22 protein-coding genes are annotated in these 22,765 nt (G+C 63.8%); 10 read left to right on the top strand and 12 right to left on the bottom strand.

Annotated features, from left to right (window positions below; genetic code table 11):
* Positions 1 to 50: 50 nt before the first annotated feature.
* The gene (gene choX / locus EZM81_RS06930) at positions 51 to 980 is read right to left on the bottom strand and encodes a choline ABC transporter substrate-binding protein (RefSeq protein WP_135450939.1); all 930 of its coding nucleotides are present in this window, start codon (positions 978 to 980) and stop codon (positions 51 to 53) included.
* 88 nt (positions 981 to 1,068) lie between these two features.
* On the opposite strand from choX, the gene betI reads away from it, so the two are divergent.
* The 3 genes from betI (at position 1,069) to EZM81_RS06915 (ending at position 3,610) form a co-directional block, all read left to right on the top strand.
* Positions 1,069 to 1,656 (top strand): transcriptional regulator BetI, encoded by a 588-nt coding sequence (gene betI, locus EZM81_RS06925; protein ID WP_136645242.1) that lies wholly within the window; start codon positions 1,069 to 1,071, stop codon positions 1,654 to 1,656.
* Complete coding sequence (gene betA / locus EZM81_RS06920; RefSeq protein ID WP_136645241.1) at positions 1,653 to 3,302, top strand: choline dehydrogenase; 1,650 nt, start codon at positions 1,653 to 1,655, stop codon at positions 3,300 to 3,302. Before betI ends, betA begins: the two co-directional genes overlap by 4 nt.
* A gap of 71 nt (positions 3,303 to 3,373) precedes the next feature.
* On the top strand, positions 3,374 to 3,610 hold the full coding sequence (locus tag EZM81_RS06915) for a YdcH family protein (protein ID WP_135450936.1): 237 nt from the start codon (positions 3,374 to 3,376) through the stop codon (positions 3,608 to 3,610).
* A 71-nt stretch (positions 3,611 to 3,681) separates the two neighbouring features.
* Here the strand turns inward: EZM81_RS06915 and EZM81_RS06910 are convergent, their stop codons facing one another.
* The 3 genes from EZM81_RS06910 to EZM81_RS06900 form a co-directional block, all read right to left on the bottom strand.
* Positions 3,682 to 5,076 (bottom strand): short-chain fatty acyl-CoA regulator family protein, encoded by a 1,395-nt coding sequence (locus EZM81_RS06910; protein WP_135450935.1) that lies wholly within the window; start codon positions 5,074 to 5,076, stop codon positions 3,682 to 3,684.
* Between the two features lie 49 nt (positions 5,077 to 5,125).
* The gene (locus EZM81_RS06905) at positions 5,126 to 6,331 is read right to left on the bottom strand and encodes a multidrug effflux MFS transporter (protein WP_136645240.1); all 1,206 of its coding nucleotides are present in this window, start codon (positions 6,329 to 6,331) and stop codon (positions 5,126 to 5,128) included.
* Positions 6,332 to 6,402: 71 nt separating this feature from the next.
* On the bottom strand, positions 6,403 to 6,756 hold the full coding sequence (locus EZM81_RS06900) for a DMT family protein (RefSeq protein WP_135450933.1): 354 nt from the start codon (positions 6,754 to 6,756) through the stop codon (positions 6,403 to 6,405).
* 179 nt (positions 6,757 to 6,935) lie between these two features.
* Between EZM81_RS06900 and EZM81_RS06895 the strand changes: the two genes are divergently transcribed.
* The 6 genes from EZM81_RS06895 to EZM81_RS06875 all read left to right on the top strand — a co-directional run bounded on the left by EZM81_RS06895 (position 6,936) and on the right by EZM81_RS06875 (position 12,431).
* Positions 6,936 to 8,468, top strand: coding sequence for an acyl-CoA carboxylase subunit beta (locus EZM81_RS06895; protein WP_136645239.1), 1,533 nt, complete (start codon positions 6,936 to 6,938; stop codon positions 8,466 to 8,468).
* 2 nt (positions 8,469 to 8,470) lie between these two features.
* Entirely contained in the window at positions 8,471 to 8,878 is a 408-nt protein-coding gene (locus tag EZM81_RS06890; RefSeq protein WP_248298149.1) for a DUF6497 family protein, read from the top strand.
* A 211-nt stretch (positions 8,879 to 9,089) separates the two neighbouring features.
* On the top strand, positions 9,090 to 9,218 hold the full coding sequence (locus EZM81_RS18655; protein WP_256371610.1) for a hypothetical protein: 129 nt from the start codon (positions 9,090 to 9,092) through the stop codon (positions 9,216 to 9,218).
* Between the two features lie 189 nt (positions 9,219 to 9,407).
* The gene (locus tag EZM81_RS06885; protein ID WP_136645238.1) at positions 9,408 to 9,806 is read left to right on the top strand and encodes a hypothetical protein; all 399 of its coding nucleotides are present in this window, start codon (positions 9,408 to 9,410) and stop codon (positions 9,804 to 9,806) included.
* Between the two features lie 307 nt (positions 9,807 to 10,113).
* Positions 10,114 to 10,332, top strand: coding sequence for a hypothetical protein (locus tag EZM81_RS06880; protein ID WP_135450930.1), 219 nt, complete (start codon positions 10,114 to 10,116; stop codon positions 10,330 to 10,332).
* Positions 10,333 to 10,427: 95 nt separating this feature from the next.
* Positions 10,428 to 12,431, top strand: a complete 2,004-nt coding sequence (locus EZM81_RS06875; RefSeq protein WP_135450929.1) for an acetyl/propionyl/methylcrotonyl-CoA carboxylase subunit alpha — start codon at positions 10,428 to 10,430, stop codon at positions 12,429 to 12,431.
* A 2-nt stretch (positions 12,432 to 12,433) separates the two neighbouring features.
* On the opposite strand, the gene EZM81_RS06870 is transcribed toward EZM81_RS06875, so the two are convergent.
* Entirely contained in the window at positions 12,434 to 12,883 is a 450-nt protein-coding gene (locus EZM81_RS06870) for a DUF4174 domain-containing protein (RefSeq protein ID WP_136645237.1), read from the bottom strand.
* Positions 12,884 to 12,962: 79 nt separating this feature from the next.
* Between EZM81_RS06870 and scpA the strand changes: the two genes are divergently transcribed.
* Positions 12,963 to 15,092, top strand: coding sequence for a methylmalonyl-CoA mutase (gene scpA, locus EZM81_RS06865; RefSeq protein WP_136645236.1), 2,130 nt, complete (start codon positions 12,963 to 12,965; stop codon positions 15,090 to 15,092).
* 242 nt (positions 15,093 to 15,334) lie between these two features.
* On the opposite strand, the gene EZM81_RS06860 is transcribed toward scpA, so the two are convergent.
* From EZM81_RS06860 to EZM81_RS06830, 7 genes are all read right to left on the bottom strand, one after another.
* The gene (locus tag EZM81_RS06860; RefSeq protein WP_135450926.1) at positions 15,335 to 15,715 is read right to left on the bottom strand and encodes a hypothetical protein; all 381 of its coding nucleotides are present in this window, start codon (positions 15,713 to 15,715) and stop codon (positions 15,335 to 15,337) included.
* Between the two features lie 31 nt (positions 15,716 to 15,746).
* On the bottom strand, positions 15,747 to 16,802 hold the full coding sequence (locus tag EZM81_RS06855) for an endonuclease (protein ID WP_136645235.1): 1,056 nt from the start codon (positions 16,800 to 16,802) through the stop codon (positions 15,747 to 15,749).
* Positions 16,799 to 17,512: a molecular chaperone DjiA gene (locus EZM81_RS06850; RefSeq protein ID WP_136645234.1), complete on the bottom strand. Its 714-nt coding sequence runs from the start codon at positions 17,510 to 17,512 to the stop codon at positions 16,799 to 16,801. Before EZM81_RS06850 ends, EZM81_RS06855 begins: the two co-directional genes overlap by 4 nt.
* Positions 17,513 to 17,543: 31 nt before the next feature.
* Positions 17,544 to 18,026, bottom strand: coding sequence for a GNAT family N-acetyltransferase (locus EZM81_RS06845; RefSeq protein ID WP_136645233.1), 483 nt, complete (start codon positions 18,024 to 18,026; stop codon positions 17,544 to 17,546).
* Positions 18,023 to 18,631: a VOC family protein gene (locus EZM81_RS06840; RefSeq protein ID WP_136645232.1), complete on the bottom strand. Its 609-nt coding sequence runs from the start codon at positions 18,629 to 18,631 to the stop codon at positions 18,023 to 18,025. Before EZM81_RS06840 ends, EZM81_RS06845 begins: the two co-directional genes overlap by 4 nt.
* A complete protein-coding gene (locus tag EZM81_RS06835) occupies positions 18,631 to 20,181 on the bottom strand; it encodes a Ppx/GppA family phosphatase (RefSeq protein ID WP_135450921.1) in 1,551 nt (516 codons plus the stop codon). The genes EZM81_RS06840 and EZM81_RS06835 overlap by 1 nt, the downstream gene beginning before the upstream one ends.
* A 160-nt stretch (positions 20,182 to 20,341) precedes the next feature.
* On the bottom strand, positions 20,342 to 22,546 hold the full coding sequence (locus tag EZM81_RS06830; RefSeq protein ID WP_136645231.1) for an RNA degradosome polyphosphate kinase: 2,205 nt from the start codon (positions 22,544 to 22,546) through the stop codon (positions 20,342 to 20,344).
* Between the last annotated feature and the right edge of the window lie 219 nt (positions 22,547 to 22,765).

Below are 22,765 nucleotides of genomic sequence, written 5' to 3'. Positions count from 1 at the left end.
GAGGCCGCGGCAGCATACCAGCCACTGCCGCGGGCCGTGATTGATTGCACTCAGTTCAGCGCCGCAGCGACGGCCGCCTTGGCATCGCCGCCATCCCTGGTCGTGACACCTTCCAGCCACGGCTCCCAGGTTGCGGGATTGGCCGCAAGCCAGGCCTTTGCCGCCTCTTGGGGATCGGCCCCGTCATTCAGGATGGCCCCCATGATCTCGTTTTCCATCTGAAGCGAGAACACAAGATTTTGCAGGAACTTTCCCGTGTTCGGGCATTCCTGGACATAGCCCTTGCGGGTATTGGTCGCCACGATCGCACCACCGAAATCGGGTCCGAACCAGTCATCGCCGCCGGAAAGATAGGTCAGCTGGAAGCTGGAGTTCATCGGATGCGGTTCCCAACCCAGGAAGACTATGGGTTCGCCACGCTGATCGGCACGGGCGACCTGGGCCAGCATCCCCTGTTCCGAGCTTTCCACCACCTCGAAGCCGGACAGCCCGAAGGCATCGGCCGCGATCATGTCGAGAATCAGGCGGTTGCCGTCATTTCCGGGCTCGATCCCGTAAATTTTTCCGTCCAGCGCATCCCGGTGGGTGGCGATGTCGGCGAAGTCCTTGATTCCCAAAGCCGCACCTGCGGCGTTGGTTGCCAGCGTGTACTTTGCGCCCTCAAGGTTGGTGCGCACTGTCTCTACCGTTCCGGCTTCGCGGTAGGGGGCGATGTCGGCCTCCATCGTGGGCATCCAGTTGCCAAGGAAGACGTCGATATCCCCCTCGGCCAGTCCGGTGAATGTGACGGGCAGGGACAGGACCTTGGTCTCGGTCTCATAACCCAGGGCTTCCAGCACGACGGTCGTGGCGGCAGTTGTGGCGGTGATGTCCGTCCAGCCGACATCGGAGAAGACGATCCGGTCGCAGCTTGCGGCAAAGGCGCTGCCGGCCATGGCAAAAGTGACCGCTGTGGTCAGAAGGGTGGAACGGATGGGCATGGCTACTCCCTGTGGCGTTTTTGTTGATTGACGAGTCAATAAACTTCGTGCTGATACGGTTTGGCAAGCACTTTGTGAGGCCGCGCCGATGCCGAAGCTTGGGATGGAGCCTATCCGCAAGGAAGCCCTGGTAAAAGCCACCATTGTCGAGATCGGCAGGGTGGGTTCGCTGGATGTGACGGTCGGTCAGATCGCGAAGCGGGCCGGAATGTCGCCTGCGCTGGCGCATCACTACTTCGGGTCGAAGGAGGAGATGTTCCTCGCCGCCATGCGTCACATTCTGACGCTTTACGGGGCCGAGGTGCGGGGGGCGCTGGCCGCGGCAGAGGGGCCGGAAGGGCGCATCAGGGCGATCCTGGTTGCCAGCTTCAGCCCGGGCAATTTCCGGCGCGAGGCGGTCAGCGCCTGGCTGAACTTCTGGGTTCTGGCGCAATCCGTGCCACAGGCAAAGCGGCTTCTGGCGATCTATCAGCGGCGGCTGCGGTCGAATCTTGTCGCGGCGCTGCGCCCCCTTGCGGGGCGACGGGCCCTCGAAATCGCCGAATCGCTGGGGGCCATGATCGACGGCCTCTATCTGCGTGAGGTTCTTAAATCCGGTCCCCCTGACGGTGCGGCGGCCGTGGCCATGGCGCTGCGTCATCTGGAGGCAGAACTCGAGCAGGGTGGTGGGGAATGACGGCAGAATATGTGATCGTCGGTGCCGGCTCGGCAGGCTGCGCCATGGCCTACCGTCTGGCCGAGGCTGGCCGCAAGGTCACCGTGATCGAATACGGCGGTTCTGATGCCGGACCTTTCATCCAGATGCCCGGCGCGCTGTCCTACCCGATGAACATGGGCATCTACGACTGGGGCTTCACCACGGAACCCGAGCCGCATCTCGGGGGACGCGTTCTTGCGACGCCGCGCGGAAAGGTGCTGGGTGGATCCTCGTCCATCAACGGGATGGTCTATGTGCGTGGCCATGCGCGCGACTTCGACACATGGGCCGAGATGGGGGCGGACGGCTGGTCCTATGCTGATGTCCTTCCGTATTTCAAGCGGATGGAACATTCGCACGGCGGTTCCGGGCCCGAGTTCCGGGGCACGGACGGCCCGCTGCATGTGACGCGCGGCTCACGATCGAACCCGCTTTTCGATGCCTTCATCAAGGCGGGCGAGCAGGCTGGATACCCGGTGACCGCCGATTACAACGGCCAGCAGCAGGAAGGCTTCGGCCCGATGGAGGCGACGATCTGGAAGGGGCGCCGCTGGTCTGCGGCCAACGCCTACCTGAAGCCCGCGCTGAAGACCGGGAACGTGACCATCGTGCGTGGCTTCGCCCGCAAGGTGGTGATGGAAGGCACCCGCGCCGTCGGCGTGGAAATCGAGCGTGGCGGTCGGATGCAGGTCATCCGCGCAGCGCGCGAGGTCATCCTTGCGGCCTCGTCGGTCAACACGCCGAAGCTCCTGATGCTGTCGGGCATCGGCCCGGCCGAGCATCTGCGCGCGCATGGAATCGAGGTCGTGGCCGACCGCAAGGGCGTGGGTGCAAACCTTCAGGACCATCTTGAAATCTACATGCAGTTTTCGGCCCTGCAGCCGATAACGCTTTATAAGTACTGGAATCTCATTGGAAAGGCGTGGGTCGGGGCACAGTGGCTTCTGACTGGCGGCGGACCTGGCGCGTCGAACCAGTTCGAAGCCTGTGCCTTCATCCGGTCCCGCGCCGGGGTGGAATACCCCGATATCCAGTATCATTTCCTGCCCATCGCCGTTCGCTATGACGGCAAGGCGGTGGCCGAAGGCCACGGCTTTCAGGCCCATGTCGGGCCGATGCGGTCCAAGTCGCGTGGTTCGGTCACCTTGCGGTCGGCAAATCCGGCGGATGCGCCGGTCATCCGTTTCAACTACATGTCCCACCCCGAAGACTGGGAGGATTTTCGCGCCTGCATCCGCCTGACGCGCGAGATCTTCGCCCAGGAGGCCTTCAAGCCCTTCGTCAAGGTAGAACTCGCCCCCGGTCCGACGGTCCAGAGCGACGTGGAAATGGACGACTACCTGCGCGAACACGTCGAAAGCGCTTATCACCCTTGCGGGACTGCCCGCATGGGGCGCGCCAGCGATCCGATGGCGGTCGTGGACCCGGAATGCCGGGTGATCGGGGTGCAGGGACTGCGGGTTGCCGATTCCTCCATCTTCCCGCAGGTCACGAACGGCAACCTGAACGGTCCCTCTATCATGACCGGCGAGAAAGCCGCCGATCACATCCTGGGGCGGACACCGCTGCCGGCCTCGAACCTGCAACCCTGGATCAACCCGAACTGGCGGGTATCGCAGCGCTGACTTGATCCCGGTCAAGGCCCGGGTATTCGATCCGGGTCTAGATGCACAAAGACAATCGAAAGGAGACCGGAATGTCGAACACCCCGCATACCCTCCAAGAGGAATTCCCTGGGATGGCGGCAAAGATCAGCGCACTGAAGGTTTCGGATGCGCATTTTGCCCGGCTGCTGGAGGAATACGATGCGGTCAACGACAAGGTTCATCGCGCCGAAACCCGGCTGGACCTTCTGACCGAAGCCGAGGAAGAGGTGCTGCGCAAGACACGTTCGCGCCTGAAGGACCAGATCGCTGCGGCGCTGCGGAAATAGCAGCAGCTGGTGGAAGACATGGTGCCCTCCTCGCAGAGTTTCCGGGGAGGGCGCAAAGCGAATGACGAGGCTCAGCCGATCCCGTAGGGCAGGATGTCGCGGGCGTTGGGGTTGATCGTCAGTCGCCCTTCCAGTGGCGGGACCGACCGCTGGTGGCAGTTGGTGCGTTCGCAGATCCGGCAGGAAATGCCGATGGGTTCGAACCGTCCCTTCAGGTCCAGCCCGTCGGAATAGACCAGCTGCGGTGCATGCTGAACCTCGCAGCCAAGTCCGATGGCATAACGGCGGACCGGGGCGAGGAAGGCCCCGCCGGGTTTCGACACGTCGCGGGCCAGACAGAGATAGCGGACACCGTCCGGCGTCTCGGCTAGTTGTCTCAGGAATTGTCCGGGGGTTTCAAAGGCCTGATGGACATTCCACAGCGGGCAGGCGCCGCCGAAGCGTGCGAATTGCAGGCGTGTGGAAGAGTGGCGTTTGGTGATCGTCCCGGCCTGATCCACGCGGACGAAGAAGAAGGGAATTCCCTTCGCGCCGGGGCGTTGCAAGGTTGAAAGGCGGTGGCCGACCTGCTCGATCGAGGCACCGAAAATGTCGGCCAGACGTTCCAGATCATGCCGGACCTCTTGCGCGGTGGTCAGGAAGGCGCGGTAGGGAAGCAGCGCGGCGCCGGCGAAATAGTTTGCAAGGCCGATCTTGGCGATGTCGCGGGCCTCGGGTGTAGAAAATCGGGCTAGGTCCAGCGTGGCTTCCAAGAGATCGTTCTGTGTCAGCAAAGCGATCTGATGCAGAAGCTGGAAGCGCCGAGAGGGGCCGGAAGCGCGGGCGGAAATGTCCAGCCGTCGCGCTGACGGATCATAGTGACGAAGGGGCGCGGTGTTCGAATAGTGCAAGCTGATTCCCGCGCGTCTCAGCACTTCTTGGGCCAGGTTTTCAATTGTTTTGCCGTTATTTGCAGACGTTGCAAAATGTTCGGCTGCGCGGTCGATCGCATCAAGGTAATTGTCGCAATAGTGAAAGAAATCGCGCACCTCTTCCCAAGGGGAAGGGCGCAGGGCGGCATCCTCGCGCCCCAGTGCCTCGTCCAGCGAAGCCAGGCGTTCGTGCGTCTGGCGATAGGCGCGATGCAGGTCCAGAAAGGCTCGTGCCAGGGCGGGGGCGTTTGAGGCAGCAAGCCGCAGGTCCGCAAGCGGTGGGCTGGCAGAGGTGAAGACCGGATCCGCCAGGGCCTCGCGCATGTCGGTGACCAGGCGCTCGCTCTCGCCAACGGTCAGTTCGGTCACATCCAGGCCGAATTCCTGTGCCAGGGCCAGGACAACCGCCGCGCTGACGGGTCGGTGGTTGTTTTCCATCTGGTTCAGATAGGGCAGGGACACCGACAGCTTGTCGGCAAAGGCCTTTTGCGTCAGGCCAAGCCGGCCCCTTATCTCGCGCAGCTTGACTCCGGCATAGAGCTTCTGGGTGGGCATCGGACCTCCAGCTTTGCAAAGCCGAGCTTCGCTTTGCAAAGCGCCATGGTCAAGCGCCCAGTTGCCGGGCCCGGCGCATCACCGACAGAATCGCAAGTACCGAGGCCAGGGACGAGGCCAGCATCAGCAGCACCAGCGGCAATTCCGTAGCCCCCGGACCCAGCAGCACGCCTGCGAACGCTGCAAGTCCCGCGCCGCCGCCTATCGTGATCGCCCCGCCAAGACCCGAGGCGGTGCCGGCAAGTTCGGGCCGCACCGAAAGCATTCCGGCATTGGCATTCGGCAGGCAGATACCATTCCCCAGGCCCATGAACAGGGTGAGGCCGAAGAAGGTGATCGGCCCCGACAGTCCAGCCAGCGTCAGAACTGCCAGCAGGGCAAGTCCCAGGGTGGTCACCAGCGTGCCGATCAGGATCATCCGGTTCATGCCAATTCGCACCGAATATCGCCCCGCAACGAAATTTCCGCCTGCATAGCCTACGGCAGTAAGGGCAAATAGCCCGCCAACTGCGGAAGATGACAGGCCAAAGACCTTGTCGCCCACATAGGGCGCGCCGCCCAGAAAGGCGAAGAAGCAGCCCGAGGCAAATGCCGCCGCCAGTGTATAGCCCCAGAACCTGCGCGAGGCGAAAAGTGCGGGATAGGTCCGCGCCTGTTCGCGCAAGGTCACCAGGCGCAGGGTCGCCGTCTCGCCCAGATCGGCCCAGACCAGCCAAAGCACCCCGGCGCCCAGCACCAGCAGCAGGGCAAAGTTCGCCTGCCAGCCGTAAAGGTCGTCCAGCACGCCGCCGATCACCGGGCCGATCATCGGCACCAGGCTCATCCCCATGGTGACATAGCCGATCATGCTGGCGGCTTGCGCATCAGCCACCATGTCGCGGACGACGGCGCGTGACAGCACCATGCCTGCGGCGATGACGGCCTGCGCCATACGGAAGATCAGGAATACTGTGGCATTGGGTGCCAGCAGCGTTCCGACCGTTGCCATCAGGAACAGCAGCAGCGACCAGATCAGCACCTTGCGGCGCCCGTAGCGGTCCGAGATCGGCCCGATGACGACCTGCAGAGCAGCAGACAGGGCGAGGTACAGCGCGACCGATTGCTGCATCACGCCGTAGGGCACCCCGAACCAGACCGCCATCCCCGGAAGCGAAGGCAGGAAGATGTTCATGGTCAATGCCGACAATCCGGCCAGCAGGATAAGGGTGACGATCCTGGGCGGGGTCGTTCGATCAAGGAAGCGGGATGATTGCATGCGCAACGGCTACGCCCGGCGCAGGGCATTGTCCACCGTCGGACTGCGCGGCCAGAGACGCCGGGCCGCCCCTAGCCCCATTTGTGGAAGATGAAGAAGGCGCCAACCGCAATGAAGGCAAAGCCGAGCGCATGGTTCCAGGCAAGGGGCTCTTTCAGATACAGCACGGAAAAGACGGCGAATACCGAAAGCGTGATGACCTCCTGGATCGTCTTCAGCTCGGCCGCCGAGAAATGGCTATGCCCGATCCGGTTGGCAGGCACCTGCAAGAGATATTCGAAAAAGGCGATCCCCCAGCTGACCAGGATGACGGTCAGAAGCGGGGCTGACTTGAACTTCAGGTGTCCGTACCAGGCAAAGGTCATGAAGATGTTCGACGCAAGCAGCAGGCCAATGGTCAGGACGGGAACGGGAAGGCTGGGCATGATGTCCTCGCTTGATTGTCGTGGCTTCCATACGCCTGCGCGTGGCGCCTCTCCAGATATTCGCGGATTTGCAATTTGAACGGCAGGCATTCAAACAAATTTGCAAATTTTCTGTTTCTTGCTTCTCGCCTGCGGACCATTCCCCTAGATTGGCGTGGCCGTCAGGCAGGGGGGAAGCCATGAAAGACATCCTGAACGAACTGGAAGCCCGTCGCGAGGTTGCCCGGGCCGGCGGGGGAGAGCGCCGCGTGGCGGCGCAACATTCCAAGGGCAAGCTGACCGCGCGCGAAAGGATCGAGCTTCTGCTCGACGAGGGCAGCTTCGAGGAATTCGACATGTTCGTCACCCACCGCTGCACCGACTTCGGGATGGAGAAAGACCGCCCGCCGGGCGATGGCGTAGTGACCGGCTGGGGCACGATCAACGGACGGCAGGTCTATGTCTTCAGTCAGGACTTCACGGTCATGGGAGGGTCGGTCAGCGAAACCCACGGCGCGAAGATCTGCAAGATCATGGACATGGCAATGCAGAACGGCGCTCCGGTCATCGGCATCAACGATTCGGGTGGGGCGCGCATCCAGGAAGGCGTAGCCAGCCTTGCCGCCTATGGCGAAGTGTTCCAGCGCAACATCGAAGCTTCGGGCGTGATCCCTCAGATCTCCCTCATCATGGGCCCCTGCGCAGGCGGCGCGGTCTATTCCCCTGCAATGACCGACTTCATCTACATGGTGAAGGACAGTTCCTACATGTTCGTCACCGGTCCCGACGTGGTGAAGACGGTGACGAACGAGGTGGTCACGGCCGAGGAACTGGGTGGTGCCTCGACGCACACCCGCAAGTCCTCGGTCGCGGACGGGGCCTTCGAGAATGACGTCGAGGCCCTGGCCGAGATTCGCCGCCTGTTCGACTTCCTGCCCCTGAACAACCGCCAGAAGCCGCCAGTGCGGCCCTTCTTCGACGACCCCGCCCGGATCGAACCCAGCCTTGACACTCTGGTGCCGGACAATCCGAACCAGCCCTATGACATGAAGGAGCTGATCCTGAAGGTCGCGGACGAGGGCGATTTCTTCGAGATCCAGAAGGACTTTGCCGCCAACATCATCATCGGCTTCATCCGGCTGGAGGGCCAGACGGTGGGGGTGGTGGCCAATCAGCCCATGGTGCTGGCCGGCTGTCTCGACATCGACGCCAGCCGCAAGGCCGCGCGGTTCGTGCGCTTTTGCGATGCCTTCGAAATCCCGATCCTGACCTTCGTCGACGTGCCGGGTTTCCTGCCGGGGACGGGGCAGGAATACGGGGGCGTCATCAAGCACGGGGCGAAGCTTCTCTTCGCTTACGGCGAGGCGACGGTGCCCAAGGTCACGGTGCTGACCCGCAAGACCTATGGCGGGGCTTATGTTGTCATGGCGTCGAAGCACCTGAAGGCCGATTTCAACTATGCCTGGCCCACGGCCGAGGTGGCGGTGATGGGGGCGAAGGGGGCGGTCGAGATCCTGTATCGCAGCGAGCTGGGCGAGCCGGAGAAGATCGCTGCGCGGGTGAAGGATTACGAGGATCGTTTCGCCAATCCCTTCGTGGTGGCGGAAAAGGGGTTCATCGACGAGGTGATCATGCCGCATTCGACGCGCCGCCGGGTGGCGCGGGCTTTTGCGGCCCTGCGGGGCAAGAAGGCGGCGATGCCCTGGAAGAAACACGACAACATTCCGCTGTGACGATGATGGATTTAGGCCGCCTGATCCCGGCTATTCTGATCCTGTCAGGTCTTTCCGCCTGTCAGGACGAGGCGCCTGCACCCGATGCGATTTCGGTGCCATCGGGGCGGGCGCTGTCGCTGATCGAGGTCGTGACGAATGTGCCCGGGCCAGAAGGGGCGACCGCGCGCTTCCGGTACCTTGCCCCGGGCCTGAAACCCGAGGAAGCTGCTGCGGCACAGGACGACATGCAGGTGCTGTGCGATGAATATGCTCTGCCCCGGACTTCGGGCATGGTTCCTGCACCGCGCCAGATCATCATATCGCTTTCCGCAGAAAAGGTTCCCTTTGGCCAGGCTGCGCCTGGGGTCGTGCAGTTCTTCGAAGCCTACAGTCTTCAGGACGGGGCCTGCATGTGGGAACAGTTCTGATGCATGAACAAAATCTTGTATTTCCGGCTGGCGCGACCCAAGGGGCTGATGTAGGAACGCAACAGGTCGCAAACTTGGTTCGGCTGTCGTGTTCTTCCGTTACCCGTTCGGGTATGGTATCGGCAGGCCGGCCCAAATCGGCCGAATGCAACAAATCGGAACGTACTGCCGGTGATGGCATGTCCGGGCCGCAAAAAGGATGGAGTAGAGGATGTCGAAGAGCGGAATCGTTCTGGTCATGGCTATGGTTGCAACCCTGGCTGCTTGCGCCAAGAAGGAAGAGCCGACCCCCGTCGAGCCGGTCACCGTCGAGCCGACCTACACCGGCAAGTACAAGTGATCTTTCGGGACGGGCCTGGCTGCCTTGGGCGGAAAGGCCCGTCCCTCACCTCTGCCCTGACGGGTTCGGTGTAGCCCTCGGGCCGGATTTTCCCCCCAGACATCCTGCCCCTTTCGGTCGGAGCCTATGGGCCATCCGGTCGATTTTGCTTATGCGTCCGGCCACTGCCACAAAAGGGAGCCTGGTCAGATGCTGAAGCACCGCGGCTTTCCCGGACGGATGCCGGGAACCGATTTCCAGTTCACGATCCGCCGCGCCAACGTGAAGGAAGGCGCGACGAAACTCATCCGGCGCGAGCGGTTCAAGGACCGCAAGAAGCTGGACCGGGCTGCGGATGCGGCCTTCATGGCCGCACTCTGGCAGTATTTCGGCGAAGAACCATTCCAGCGCGGCAACCTGGATGCAGGGCGGCTGTCCTGGCTGTTCGGCCGCGAGGTTGTGCCCGCCGAGGATCCGTTTGATCCCTGTTCCTACGAGGCGCTTTTGCGCATCGACGTGAAGCGCGCCGAGGCGTCCTTTCCCGAAGTGTTCGCCCCGGATGCACCCGCAGCGTCCGACAACTGGGATGACGAGGACGAGCAGGCATGAAGGCGCCGATGCTGCACCCGTCTCGGCAAGCTTTTGCGCAAGGCTGCGCACGTGGTGGCGATGCCATTGCACCGGGCACCGTTGCGCGGCACGATTGCCTTGCGGATCATTGGCAGTTTGCCCGTGGTGTGCGCAGACACAGTTGTTACCCTTCCCCTTCCCTTCGGCCCGGCCCATCCCAGGCCGGGCCTACCCTTGGCGGGCAGTCCTCTGCCGATTGCGCAACCCGGCCGAGAAACTGCTTTGAATCCAGTGCCGTTGCTGTAAAATCCGCAGCAATAACGACAACTGAACGAGGCAGTTCTTCATGCGCAAGTCGCTCATCCTTTTCGCTGTTCTGTCCATGCCGCTTTCCGGCTGCATGCAGGATCCCACGTCGCGCGGGCTGGCTGGTGCCGCCGCAGGCGCGCTGGTCGCCGATGCGCTGGACGAAAACATCATCGCCGGTGCCGCGCTGGGCGGCCTTGCCGGTGCTGCTACTTGCGGCATCGAACTGGGCCTGCCGCCCTGCCGCCCGTCTTACTGATCTGACCGCCTTAAGGCGGGTCCAAACCTTTACAAGGGCCATCCGGGCTGAGCGCCCGGGTGGCCCTTTGCCATTCGTGCCGCAAGGGGGAGCCGATGTTTGACAAGATCCTGATCGCCAACCGGGGCGAGATCGCATGTCGCGTGATCAAGACCGCGCGCAGGATGGGGATCAAGACCGTGGCGGTCTATTCCGATGCCGACCGCAACGCGCTGCATGTGCAGATGGCGGACGAAGCGGTGCATATCGGGCCGCCCCCCGCCGCACAGTCCTATATCGTGATCGAGCGCATCCTGGATGCGATCCGCAGGACGGGTGCGCAGGCCGTGCATCCGGGCTATGGCTTTCTCAGCGAGAACATGAATTTCGCCGCCGCGCTGGAGAAGGAGGGCGTCACCTTCATCGGCCCGCCTAGCCCCGCCATCGAGGCGATGGGCGACAAGATCACCTCGAAGAAGCTGGCGATGGAGGCAGGTGTTTCCACGGTTCCCGGCTACATGGGCCTGATTTCGGACGCTGCCGAGGCGGTGAAGATCAGCCACGAGATCGGCTATCCGGTGATGATCAAGGCCAGCGCGGGCGGCGGCGGCAAGGGGATGCGGATCGCATGGAACGACCAGGAAGCGGCCGAGGGCTTCCAGTCGTCGAAGAACGAGGCGGCGGCCAGCTTCGGCGACGATCGCATCTTCATCGAGAAGTTCGTGACCCAGCCAAGGCATATCGAGATCCAGGTCCTGGCCGACAAGCACGGCAACTGCGTCTATCTGCATGAGCGTGAGTGCAGCATCCAGCGCCGGAACCAGAAGGTCATCGAGGAGGCACCTTCGCCCTTCCTGGACGAGGCCACCCGCAAGGCCATGGGGGAACAGGCCTGCGCGCTGGCCCGCGCCGTGGGTTATACCAGCGCCGGGACGGTCGAGTTCATCGTCGATGGCAGCCGCAATTTCTATTTCCTTGAAATGAATACCCGTTTGCAGGTCGAACATCCGGTCACGGAACTGATCACCGGCATCGACCTGGTGGAACAGATGATCCGCGTCGCCGCCGGCGAACCGCTGCCCTTCCGGCAGGAGGATCTGAAGATCAACGGCTGGGCGATCGAAAGCCGGCTCTATGCCGAGGATCCCTATCGCAACTTCCTGCCCTCGATCGGCCGTCTCACCCGCTACCGGCCGCCTGTGGAAGGCCCGACAGAACGCGGCGGGATCGTGCGCAACGATACCGGCGTCTACGAGGGCGGCGAGATCAGCATGTTCTACGACCCGATGATCGCCAAGCTCTGCACCTGGGCCCCGACCCGCGCCGCGGCGATCGAGGAGATGCGCCTTGCGCTGGACACGTTCGAGGTCGAGGGAATTGGCCACAACCTGCCCTTCGTCGGCGCGGTGATGGACCATCCGCGCTTTGTTTCGGGCAACATCACCACGGCCTTCATCGCCGAGGAATACCCCGATGGCTTTCAGGGCGCGGTGCTGGAGGAAGCGACCCTGCGCCGGGTAGCAGCGGCGGCGGCGGCGATGAACCGGGTGGCCGAAATCCGCCGGACGCGGATTTCCGGCACGATGGACAACCACACCCGCCGCGTGGGGGATGACTGGATCGTGACCCTGCAAGGCCAGAGCCATTCGGTCAGGATCGCGGCAGATCCGAACGGGTCCACCGTGACCTTCGCCGATGGCGAAAGCCTGCGCGTCGAAAGCGACTGGACACCGGGCCAGCCGCTGGCCCGGCTCTGGGTCGAAGGCACGGTGCTGGCGATCAAGGTGGGCAAGATTCCGATGGGCTTCCGCATGCGTCTGCGCGGGGCCGACCTGAAGGTCCATGTCCAGACCCCGCGCCAGAAGGCGCTGGCTGCCCTGATGCTGGAGAAGGCCCCGCCGGACACGTCGAAATACCTGCTTTGCCCGATGCCGGGCCTGGTGGTGAAGATCGACGTGGCCGTGGGCGACGAGGTTCAGGAGGGCCAGGCGCTGGCCACCGTCGAGGCGATGAAGATGGAAAACATTCTCAAGGCCGAACGCAAGGGTGTGGTCAAGGCCGTCAGGGCCGCACCAGGCGCAAGCCTCAAGGTCGATGACGTGATCCTCGAGTTCGAATGATGTCAGCGCCCGGCCGGGTTCCGTTCAAGAATTTCCTGCCGACGCAGGGGAAGCCTGTCTATGGCGTGCGTGATTTCGCGCAGATCCCAAGGCAGGGGCTTGCGGATCACCGGGCGCAGATCCTTGTCCATGATCACCAGCGAAAAGCCGCGCGGGCGCAGTTTCTGGCGCCATTCGCTGCGCGCCGCGGGGTCGGTGTCGATGACCAGGATCACGTCGCGCTCTTCCAGATCGGCGTAAGAGCGCGACAGAAGGTCCATCTGTCGCACGAAATTCGGATCATTGGGGCTGTCTGCGAACACGACAAGGGGCCGCCTGACGTAAAGCTGTTCGTCGAAGGCGACCTCTGTCGCAGAAAGGGGGCCGAAGGGCGCAGGCCCCTCTTCCGTCGCCTCGGCGACTGCGATCAGGGGCAGAAGGGCAACGAAAACAAGCGCGTGCAGGGGTTTCATGGGGCCTCTCTTTGTCTTCGATATAGGCGACGCGCGCAGAATTCCAAAGCAATGATGAACGACTTCTCCGGGGTGTGACATGACCGACGATCTGAAGGCCTGGGAGGCCCTTGCCACGAAGGAACTTAAGGGCGCTGCGCCCGACAGCCTGAACTGGCAGACGCTGGAGGGAATCACGGTGAAGCCGCTTTACACGGCGGCGGACGTGCAGGGCCTGCCGCAGATGGGCGAATTGCCGGGATTGCCACCCTTCACACGGGGCGTGCGCGCCACGATGTATGCCGGTCGACCCTGGACGATCCGGCAATATGCCGGGTTCTCGACGGCCGAGGAATCGAATGCCTTCTACCGCAAGGCGCTGGCGGCGGGGCAGCAGGGCGTCTCGGTCGCCTTCGACCTTGCCACCCATCGCGGTTATGACAGCGACCACCCGCGCGTTGTGGGCGATGTGGGCAAGGCGGGCGTGGCAATCGATTCCGTCGAGGACATGAAGATCCTCTTCGACGGTATACCCCTGGAAAAGATCAGCGTTTCCATGACGATGAACGGGGCGGTCATTCCGATCCTCGCAAGTTTCATTGTGACGGGGGAAGAGCAGGGTGTGCCGCGCGCCGCCCTGTCGGGCACCATCCAGAACGACATCCTGAAGGAGTTCATGGTGCGCAACACCTACATCTATCCGCCCGAACCCTCGATGCGGATCGTTGCCGACATCATCGAATACACCAGCCGCGAGATGCCCAAGTTCAACTCGATCAGCATCAGCGGCTACCACATGCAGGAGGCCGGCGCGAACCTGGTCCAGGAACTGGCCTTCACGCTGGCGGATGGCAAGGAATACGTCCGCACCGCCGTAGCCCGTGGCATGGATGTAGATGATTTCGCCGGCCGATTGTCGTTCTTCTTTGCCATCGGCATGAACTTCTTCATGGAAGTTGCGAAGCTTCGCGCTGCGCGGATGCTGTGGCACCGGATCATGGCCGGCTTCGGGGCAAGGAAACCGTCCAGCCTGATGCTGAGAACCCACTGCCAGACCTCGGGCGTCAGCCTTCAGGAACAGGATCCCTACAACAATGTGGTGCGCACCGCCTACGAGGCGATGGCGGCGGTGCTGGGCGGCACACAGTCGTTGCACACCAATGCCCTGGACGAGGCGATCGCGCTGCCCACCGAATTCGCGGCGCGGATCGCGCGCAACACCCAGCTGATCCTGCAGGAGGAAACCGGGATCACCCATGTCGTCGATCCGTTGGCAGGCAGTTATTATGTGGAAAGCCTGACCAACCAGCTGGCCGAAGAGGCCTGGAAGCTGATCGAGGAAGTCGAGGCGATGGGTGGCATGACCAAGGCCGTGGCCAGTGGCATGCCGAAGCTCAGGATCGAGGAATCGGCGGCGCGCCGGCAGGCGATGATCGACCGGGGCGACGAGGTGATCGTCGGGGTCAACAAGTATCGCAAGGACAAGGAAGATCCGATCGACATCCTGGATATCGACAACATTGCCGTCCGCGAGGCGCAGATTGCCCGGCTTAAGGCCGTGCGCGCCGCACGCGACGAGGGCCGGGTCGCGGCCTCTCTGGCCGAACTGACCCGGCGGGCCGCGCAGGGCGGAAACCTTCTTGAAGCAGCCATCGAAGCGGCCCGCGCCCGGGCCACGGTCGGGGAGATTTCGGACGCCATGGAAAAGGTCTTCGGCCGCCACCGCGCGGAGGTCAAAACGCTCGCCGGCGTCTATGGCGCGGCCTACGAGGGCGATCAGGGCTTTGCCCAGATCCAGAAGGATGTCGAGGCCTTTGCCGAGGCCGAGGGCCGGCGCCCGCGGATGCTGGTGGTCAAGATGGGCCAGGACGGGCACGACCGCGGCGCGAAGGTCATCGCCACGGCCTTTGCCGACATCGGCTTTGATGTGGACGTGGGCCCGTTGTTCCAGACGCCCGAGGAAGCGGCGCAGGATGCCATCGACAACGATGTGCACGTGATCGGCATCTCCAGCCAGGCGGCAGGCCACAAGACCCTGGCGCCGAAGCTGATTGAAGTGCTGAAGGCGCGCGGGGCCGAGGATATCCTGGTGATCTGCGGCGGAGTGATCCCTCAGCAGGACTATGACTTCCTGAAGGCGGCAGGGGTGAAGGCGATCTTCGGCCCCGGAACGAACATCCCCGCGGCGGCAAAGGAAATACTGGACCTGATCCGCGCGGCGCGGGGCTAGCCGCAGCTTTCCACAGGAGCGCGTTTCGCGCCGGCCTGTTGTCTCGCCTCTGGCCGTTCCGGCCAACCGGCTCGGGCGCCGGGGGTTTCACCCCCGAACCCCGAAGTATTCGGGAAGGAGCAAATCCGTTTGCTTCTTGCCAAATACGCCCGGGGGGTGGGGCAGGATGCCCCCAATGGACGAGGAGATGGCGAAGGCCGACGGCGAGAGGAAGGCCTTGCGGCGCAAGCCGCGCAATGGGGTTACAGCTCGGTTTCCCCGTTAGGGCCGGGCTGATCCGGCAGCGGCGGCAGCAGCGGCGCCTTGCGGCGGATCAGGATGTCCCCGTTCGGCAACATCACCGGAGCATCGTAGTTCTTGAAATCGTCGATCAGCCGGATCAGTTCGTGCAGCCTCGGTGCGATCTCGTCACCGAAGGTCTCCAGTCTGGGGCCGATTCCGGTGAGCGCCTTTTCCATCTCGTCCAGGGCCGGCTGCATTTCCGACATCAGGCCCCGCAGGACGAGCTTCGCGCCCTCTTCCATCAGGCTGAAGCCGTCTTTCTCGGCCTCGGGCACATCAGGCGGAGTTTCCTGCGCGACGGCAGGCAAGGCGGCCAGGAACAGGGCGGGCAGCAGTCGCATGATTTCATTATGCTGAAGGGACCACGGCATTTCAAATCACATCTGGCAGGTCGATTGTCACCGGGAAATGGTCGGAAGCCTGCAGAAGTGCCTCGCGCAGTTCCGGGATCTCGGCCACCTGTGGATCGTCGAACGGGTGCCAGATCCGCCATTCGGGCGCTCTTGCCGCAAGGTCGGGTGAGACCATGATGAAATCCAGCAATGCCTCGAAATAGCGTTTCTGCGGCGCAAGGTAGAAGCGGGCGCTGGCCGGTGCAATGCTGACCCGGCTTTGCAGCGCCATTGCGGCATGCGGGTCGATCAGCTGGCGCGCAGGGTCCGGGTCGGTGCCCAGAACGATTTCCACCCCGGAATGGCCGAAGAGCTTTTCGAATTCGTCGATTCCCGGACCGTCGTTGAAATCGCCCAGCACGATCAGGCTGTCGCCTGCGGCAAGATGTTCCTCGACGCGCTGCCGGATCCAGAGGCATTGCGCCAGCTGCTTGCGGCGGTTCTCGATCGACAGGCGGATCTGCGCCTCGTGCCCGATGGCACCGTAGGGGTTCTTCGACTTGGCATGCACCCCGATCAGGCGCAGGGAACGTCCGCCCGCCGTGGTCACGGCAAGTTCCAACGGCGGCTTGGAAAAGCGGATGTTCTCGAACACGTTGTCGGCGTCGAGGTCGTAGCGGAACGTGGTGTCGAACCGTGGTGCGCCCGGCACGTCCTGGGTTGTCGAGGTCGGACCCTTCGGGTCGTGCCGGGCCGTCAGCCGATCGGGGTCGTACAGAAAGGCGATTTCCTGCTCGGTCTCGCTGGGAAAGCCGATCAGGGCCCTGCGCGCCCGGAGGTCATACTTGCGCGCGAAGTTTTCCAGCGCCTTGACGGTGGACCGTTTGCCGTTGGTGTCCGGTGCCTCGATCACCACGATGCCGTCGGCATCTAGCGCTGTAAAGACGATGCCCAGTGCCCCGAGCTGTTCGCCGCGGCTGACCTGATAGCGGGCAGAGGGCTTGTCATCCTCAAGCAAGCGGCCGTTGTTATCGAACAGGGCGTTGAACCACTCGACGTTGTAGGTGACCAGCCGCAGGGGGCGGGCGGTCGTCATGCCGCCTCGCGCGCCGAAATCTGGCGCCAGGCCTCATTGATCAGTTGCAGACGGCGTTCGGCAAGCTTGAGGGCCTCGGGCGGAACGCCGCGTGCGCTCATCACATCGGGGTGGGTATCGCGGACCAGCTGCTTCCAGGCGCGGCGCGCCTCGGCCTTCGAGGCGCCGTGCGGCAGTCCAAGCACATCATAGGGGTCGCGCGGGGCACCATCCACCAGGCGCGAACGGACGATGCGGAAGCAGGCTTCGTCAAGGCCGAATTCCTCGGCCACATGGCGCAGGAAGGCGTCCTCGCCGGGGTGGTAGGAGCCGTCAGCTATGGCGATCTGGAAGAGCGCCTCGAGAATGTCCACAAGCACATGGTGGTCATCGGCGCAGATCCGGCGGCCTTCGGGGTTGAAAAGGCGGGCGATCTTGCGGGCATAGGCGTCGAAGCCCGCAACGTCCTGCCGCGCCAGGTTGAAGACGCGCGCGGCGTGGGCTTCTTCGCCTTCCGGGAAGGTGAAGATGCGGCGGAAGGCGGTGACTTCGTCGCGTGTCACGGTGCCGTCTGCCTTGGCCATCTTGGCACCCAGGGCCAGGACGGCGATGGTGAAACCGACCGACTGCTCGGGCGCGGATGCACCGCGCAGCCGGTCGAAGACCACCGACAGGGGCTCGCCCCCGGCAAGGGCGGACAGGGCTTCAGCAATTCGGGTCCAGATCGACATGGGGACAGTCTATCCCTGTGCGCGTGGCTTGTCAGAGGAATTTCTGCATCAGCACAAGGTCGATGAAACGGCCGAACTTGCGGCCCGCCTCGCGCACCCGGGCGATCTCGGCAAAGCCAAGACGGGCGTGGAAAGCAAAGCCATCGGGGTTTTCGGCCGAGACGCCGGCGATCATCTGGTGCGCGCCGGCCGCGCGTGCATGGTCACAGACCGCTGTCAGAAGGGCAGAGCCCAGGCCCCGGCCCCGGGCTTGCGGTGCCAGAAGCACGGTGTGTTCCATGCAGGTGGCATAGCCGATCCCGCCCCGGAACTGGGCGTAGGAGGCAAAGCCCAGGATTTCTCTGTCCGCAGCAACAAAGGTCGCATGGCCCGCGGCATCCCGATCGGCGATCATCCTTGCAACCTCGTCGGCGGACTTCTCTGCCGAATTGAAGGTGACGAGTGTGCCGCGGATATACGGGTTCCAGAGCGCGGCGATCGCGCTGGCATCGCTAGCGGTGGCGCGGCGTATCATGTCAGGGTCCGCGGGCCGTTCGGCGTATCAATGACCGCGCGCAGGGCGGGCGGCCCGACGCCGATTGCAACCCGCGGATCGGTCAGCGTCGGGAGAGCTGCGCGCAGGGCCCGGGCATCGGGATGGCTGACCTCCAGCCGTGCCAGCCGCAGACCGTGGTCGGGCAGGGCAGGGGCGGGGTGCAGCATGCCCTGCCAACGGATCAGAGCCGGGAAAAAGTTGTCAAAGGGAAGTCGTCCGCTTTCCGGCACGGCCATCTGCCAGCGGTAGTCGCCCCGCGCCAGTTGCATGGGCAACCCCCAGCCGGGTGGCCCATGGCGCAACGCAGCCTCCATGTCATCGCAGGCCACGATCCAGTTCGTCAGCCGGGGCGGGCCGGAAAAGCGGTCAAGGTCGAACCATCGCGGTCGGTCCGGGGCTCGGGCCTCGGGATCGATGGCGATGACTTCCAGATACAGGTCGCCCAGCGACAGCAGCCGGTTGTGCGTGCCCATCGCAGGGTGCGTGCCGCCGCCTGTCATGGGCACGCCAAGTGCTGCCTGCACCGCGGCCGCCCCATCCTCCAGCCGTTCGGCAGAGACTGCGACATGGTCCAGACGCAGCATCAGGCTGCCCTTGTTACGCGGGTTTCGGCCTTCAGTGCCAGGGCTAGCGACTGGAAGCGCGCCTGAGCGACCTCGCCGAACAGTCCCTCGCCCGCTGGGGTCAGTTCGAGGCCCAGCACCCGCTTCTTCGGCTGCCAGCTGAGCCGCCCCGCCTTTGCCGGATCGCCGACCGAGAACATGGCGCCGAAGCGCATCGCCTTTCCCAGAACCTCTGCCGCCTGAATCTCGTCCTCGGACAGAAGCCGGAACATCGGTTCCAGCCGCGAGCCAGAGCGGCTGTTCTTGTAGCGGTGCAGAAGCGCAAGGCCCAGGAAGACCCGGCCCGGATGGTCGAGCCCGCCAAGGTTCGCACGGGTGGCGTTGTCGAAGCAGGCCTCGGCCCGAAAATCAGGGTGTGCGCGCCAGGTGGTGTCATGCAGCAGGCAGGCGGCCTTGACCAGGCGCAGCCTTTCCTTCGGCGCGTCGGGGAAAAGCGGCAGCAGGAATTCATACAGCTTCTTGCCGAAGCCGGGGATCCGGGCCTGAACCATCTCGGCCATGCGCGCGGCCTCGATCAAGGGGTCGCGTGCACGCAGTTTCTCGGGCATGTGTTCGTAAAGCAGCCCCTCACGGATGCCATAGGCCGAAACGTCGATCTCGGCCGGGTGGAACTGTCTGATGATTTCGCGCAGCACCTCGCAGGCGAGGGGCACAAGTTCCATCCGTTCGGCGCTGGTTCCCGTGCGGCCGCGCAGAACCGCCAGGTCGGCAACCGAAAGCCAGTCGAGCGTGTCGGTCAACCCCTTGGGCGTCATCCGGTATTCGTGCAGGACGGTCAGGGGATAATTCCGCCTCTCCATGTCAAGGCGCGCGATGACCCGCCAGCTGCCGCCGACCAGATAGATGCGTTCTCCGGCCGACTTCATCACCGACTGCGCCTCTTTCAGAACCTTGGCAATATGGGCGCGACGCTTCTTCGTGTCCTGAGACACCTGTTGCAGACGAAATGGGCCAAGCGGCGTCGAGATGCGCTTGCCCACTCGGCCATCGCCGATCCGGGCCAGTTCCATCGAGTTGCCGCCGATATCGCAGACGATCCCCTTGGCGTCCGGCCAGCCCAACAGCACGCCCTGCGCCGAAAGTCGCGCCTCTTCGTCGCCGTCGATGACATGCAGCTTCAGGCCGGTTTGGCGGGTGACCTCGGCCTGGAATTCGGGGCCATCCTCGGCCTCGCGCGTGGCTGCGGTGGCGACCACGGTCAAAGGTTCGATCTGCATGCCTTCGGCCAGCAGCGCAAATCGCTTCAGCGCAGCCAAGGCCCGGACACGGCCCTGCGGGTTCAGCCGGCCTGTTTCCGCCAGGCCCTTGCCCAGGCCGCACATGATCTTTTCGTTGTAGAAATAGGCAGGCGAACGCGCCGCGCCGTCGAACACCACCATGCGGACCGAGTTCGAACCGACGTCGATGACGCCCACCCGCGACAGGGCGCGGGCCGATGGGTCATCGAAAAGGGGCTTGCCGAACGGGCCTTCGTCTTCGTCCTCGTTCAAGGGCGCGGTGCCGTCAGCCATCACAGAATCCCCCGGGTCTTCGTGTGGCCATGGTGCCGGCCACGTCTGGCGGGGTCAACCGTTCTCCCCCAAGCGCAGCCCATGGTCACCCGACTGCGCCCTTGGGTCGGAGGTCGCCGCGAGATGTGGCGATGTCGCCCGACAAACCTTGCCTTCGCGATCAGCGCGCAGCGGCCGCCCCGCCGGCCTCGTCGTCCTTGATCGAGATCAGCCGAGGCGCATCCTTGGCCCCGGCAGTGCCGCGGCCGGACAGCGAAGGATTTTCCATGAAGAACTGGTGGCAGCTGAACAACTGTCCGTCTGCGGGGTTGAGATCGCGTGAATAGCTTCCGTCAGGCGCCAGAACCCAGCTTTGCGCCTCGTCGCGTAGGTTCGCGGCCATGATCTGGGTCAGGATCTGGTTCTTCACCGTCGGGTTCAGCGCCTCGACCAGGGTTTCCACCCGGCGCAGCAGGTTGCGGCCCATCCAGTCGGCCGACGAGAAGAACACTCGCGCCTTCCTGGCCGGCAGACCGTAGCCGTTTCCAAAGCAGACGATGCGCGAATGTTCAAGGAACCGTCCGACGATGGACTTTACCCGGATGTTTTCCGAAAGCCCCTTCACGCCGGGACGCAGCCCGCAGATGCCGCGAATGACGAGGCTGATCCTCACGCCAGCCTGACTAGCCGAATAGAGGGCGTCGATCACGTCGGGCTCGATCAGGGCATTCATCTTGGCCCAGATTTCCGCCGGCCGTCCGGCGCGCGCGTGCTCGGCCTCGGCCGCGATCAGCTCCAACAGGCGCGGCTTCAGGGTGATCGGCGAAATCGCAAGGTTTTCAAGGCCCTCGGGTTGCACATAGCCCGACAGATAGTTGAAGACCTTGGTCGCATCGCGCCCCAGCGCCGGGTCGCAGGTGAAGAAAGACAGATCGGTGTAGATGCGCGCGGTGATCGGATGGTAATTGCCGGTGCCGTAATGCGTGTAGGTCACCAGCTGGTCACCTTCGCGCCGCACGACCGTGCTGATCTTGGCATGGGTCTTGTAGTTGACGAAGCCATAAACGACATGGGCGCCCGCGCGTTCCAGCCGTCGCGACTGGCGGATGTTCGCGGCCTCGTCGAACCGCGCCTTCAGTTCGACCAGCGCTGTGACCGACTTGCCGTTCTCGGCCGCCTCGCACAGCGCCGAGACGATCGGGCTGTCCCATGAGGTGCGGTAAAGCGTCTGCTTGATCGCCAGCACGTTCGGATCCCGCGCCGCCTGTTCCAGGAAGCGGATCACCATGTCGAACGTCTCGTAGGGGTGATGCAGCAGCATGTCCTTCTGCCGGATGGCGGCGAACATGTCGCCGTCGTGGTCCTGCACCCGTTCGGGCACTCGGGGGGTGAAGGGGGGCCACATCAGATCCTTGCGGCTAGGAAGGATCAACTCCTTCAGGTCGGCCACGCCCAGCAGACCCTTGACCTCGACCACCTCGTCCTCGGTGACGCCCAGTTCCTCCATGATCAGCGCGCGCAATTCCTCGGGTGCGCCCGCGGACAGTTTCAGCCGGATCACCTCGCCCCGGCGGCGACGTTTCAGCGCGGTCTCGAATTCGCGGACCAGATCCTCGGCCTCGTCCTCCACTTCCAGATCGCTGTCGCGCAGGACACGGAAGGTGCAGTGCCCGCGGTCGGTATAGCCGGGGAAAAGCATGTTGAGGTGCAGAAGCAGCAGTTCCTCCAGCGGAAGGAAGCGATGCTCGCCCTCCTTGCCCGGCAGGGGAACGAAGCGCGCGATCTGCTGCGGAATCGGCAGAAGCGCCTTCAGCGGACGGCGATCGGTGACGCGTTCAAGCTCCAGCGCCAGAGAAAAGCCGGTGTTGGGGATGAAGGGGAAGGGGTGTGCCGGGTCGATCGCAAGTGGCGACAGAACCGGGAAGACATTGTGCAGAAAATGATTTTCCAGATGCTTCAGGTCGCGCGCTGTCAGTTTCGAACGGCTGAGGATACTGATGCCTTCCGCCTCCATTGCCTTGCGTAGGCGGTTGAAGGTGCTTTGCTGGGCCTGCATCAGGCGGCGGGCGTCGGCGTTGATCAGCTGCAGCTGTTCAGCCGGGCTGCGGCCGTCTTCCGAAAGCGTGGCGTTGCCGTTCCTGACCAGTGCCCGCAGGCCGGCGACGCGCACGGTGTAGAATTCGTCCAGGTTGGTGGCCGAGATCGACAGGAAGCGCAGCTGTTCCAGAAGCGGCACGGCGGGGTTCGCGGCCTCTTCCAGCACCCGCCAGTTGAAGGCGAGCCAGCTGAGTTCGCGATTGAAGAACCGCCCCGGCCCGGCGGTTTCCGCAAAGGGAAGCTCGACCGGTGCGGGAAAGGGGGACGTTAGGAAATCGGCCTGGGTCATGGCTGGCTTATGCCGCGCGGTTGGTGACGGAACAGTGACAGTCTTTCATCGGCGCCTTCGCCTGTCCAGCGGGGCAGCGGCGGGCGACCGGGCCCATGGCACGAGGAACAGGCAGTCGGATAAGGGAAAGACGAAACCAGCAGCGGCGTGCGAAGCTTCGGTAAGGAGGGGCGCACCCGAAGCGATCGGGAACGCTGTGTCAATCGCCGGAATTTCCGG

Source organism: Tabrizicola sp. YIM 78059, assembly GCF_004959785.1.
Lineage (GTDB): Bacteria > Pseudomonadota > Alphaproteobacteria > Rhodobacterales > Rhodobacteraceae > Tabrizicola > Tabrizicola caldifontis.
This window is presented reverse-complemented; position numbering and strand designations above follow the sequence as displayed.

Coding starts and splice junctions, on each gene's coding strand:
- choX (WP_135450939.1), bottom strand. CDS start 980: ATGCCCATCCGTTCCACCCTTCTGACCACAGCGGTCACTTTTGCCATG.
- betI (WP_136645242.1), top strand. CDS start 1,069: ATGCCGAAGCTTGGGATGGAGCCTATCCGCAAGGAAGCCCTGGTAAAA.
- betA (WP_136645241.1), top strand. CDS start 1,653: ATGACGGCAGAATATGTGATCGTCGGTGCCGGCTCGGCAGGCTGCGCC.
- EZM81_RS06915 (WP_135450936.1), top strand. CDS start 3,374: ATGTCGAACACCCCGCATACCCTCCAAGAGGAATTCCCTGGGATGGCG.
- EZM81_RS06910 (WP_135450935.1), bottom strand. CDS start 5,076: ATGCCCACCCAGAAGCTCTATGCCGGAGTCAAGCTGCGCGAGATAAGG.
- EZM81_RS06905 (WP_136645240.1), bottom strand. CDS start 6,331: ATGCAATCATCCCGCTTCCTTGATCGAACGACCCCGCCCAGGATCGTC.
- EZM81_RS06900 (WP_135450933.1), bottom strand. CDS start 6,756: ATGCCCAGCCTTCCCGTTCCCGTCCTGACCATTGGCCTGCTGCTTGCG.
- EZM81_RS06895 (WP_136645239.1), top strand. CDS start 6,936: ATGAAAGACATCCTGAACGAACTGGAAGCCCGTCGCGAGGTTGCCCGG.
- EZM81_RS06890 (WP_248298149.1), top strand. CDS start 8,471: ATGATGGATTTAGGCCGCCTGATCCCGGCTATTCTGATCCTGTCAGGT.
- EZM81_RS18655 (WP_256371610.1), top strand. CDS start 9,090: ATGTCGAAGAGCGGAATCGTTCTGGTCATGGCTATGGTTGCAACCCTG.
- EZM81_RS06885 (WP_136645238.1), top strand. CDS start 9,408: ATGCTGAAGCACCGCGGCTTTCCCGGACGGATGCCGGGAACCGATTTC.
- EZM81_RS06880 (WP_135450930.1), top strand. CDS start 10,114: ATGCGCAAGTCGCTCATCCTTTTCGCTGTTCTGTCCATGCCGCTTTCC.
- EZM81_RS06875 (WP_135450929.1), top strand. CDS start 10,428: ATGTTTGACAAGATCCTGATCGCCAACCGGGGCGAGATCGCATGTCGC.
- EZM81_RS06870 (WP_136645237.1), bottom strand. CDS start 12,883: ATGAAACCCCTGCACGCGCTTGTTTTCGTTGCCCTTCTGCCCCTGATC.
- scpA (WP_136645236.1), top strand. CDS start 12,963: ATGACCGACGATCTGAAGGCCTGGGAGGCCCTTGCCACGAAGGAACTT.
- EZM81_RS06860 (WP_135450926.1), bottom strand. CDS start 15,715: ATGCGACTGCTGCCCGCCCTGTTCCTGGCCGCCTTGCCTGCCGTCGCG.
- EZM81_RS06855 (WP_136645235.1), bottom strand. CDS start 16,802: ATGACGACCGCCCGCCCCCTGCGGCTGGTCACCTACAACGTCGAGTGG.
- EZM81_RS06850 (WP_136645234.1), bottom strand. CDS start 17,512: ATGTCGATCTGGACCCGAATTGCTGAAGCCCTGTCCGCCCTTGCCGGG.
- EZM81_RS06845 (WP_136645233.1), bottom strand. CDS start 18,026: ATGATACGCCGCGCCACCGCTAGCGATGCCAGCGCGATCGCCGCGCTC.
- EZM81_RS06840 (WP_136645232.1), bottom strand. CDS start 18,631: ATGCTGCGTCTGGACCATGTCGCAGTCTCTGCCGAACGGCTGGAGGAT.
- EZM81_RS06835 (WP_135450921.1), bottom strand. CDS start 20,181: ATGGCTGACGGCACCGCGCCCTTGAACGAGGACGAAGACGAAGGCCCG.
- EZM81_RS06830 (WP_136645231.1), bottom strand. CDS start 22,546: ATGACCCAGGCCGATTTCCTAACGTCCCCCTTTCCCGCACCGGTCGAG.